Origin of the sequence: Vibrio sp. OPT20, from assembly GCF_963889365.1 — a bacterium.
GTDB lineage: Bacteria > Pseudomonadota > Gammaproteobacteria > Enterobacterales > Vibrionaceae > Vibrio > Vibrio splendidus.
This window is the reverse complement of record NZ_CAWPOA010000009.1, coordinates 1-217: the sequence shown is the minus strand read 5'-3', so window position 1 is coordinate 217 and position 217 is coordinate 1. Positions and strand designations below refer to the sequence as shown.

General features: G+C 51.6%; 1 rRNA gene. It reads left to right on the top strand.

The features are described 5' to 3' along the window. Window positions 1-217, top strand: a 16S ribosomal RNA gene (locus AACR09_RS00885); the annotation flags it as partial.

Sequence of the window (217 nt, the reverse complement as noted above, 5' to 3'; positions counted from 1 at the left end):
TGGGGAATATTGCACAATGGGCGAAAGCCTGATGCAGCCATGCCGCGTGTATGAAGAAGGCCTTCGGGTTGTAAAGTACTTTCAGTTGTGAGGAAGGGTGTGTAGTTAATAGCTGCGCATCTTGACGTTAGCAACAGAAGAAGCACCGGCTAACTCCGTGCCAGCAGCCGCGGTAATACGGAGGGTGCGAGCGTTAATCGGAATTACTGGGCGTAAA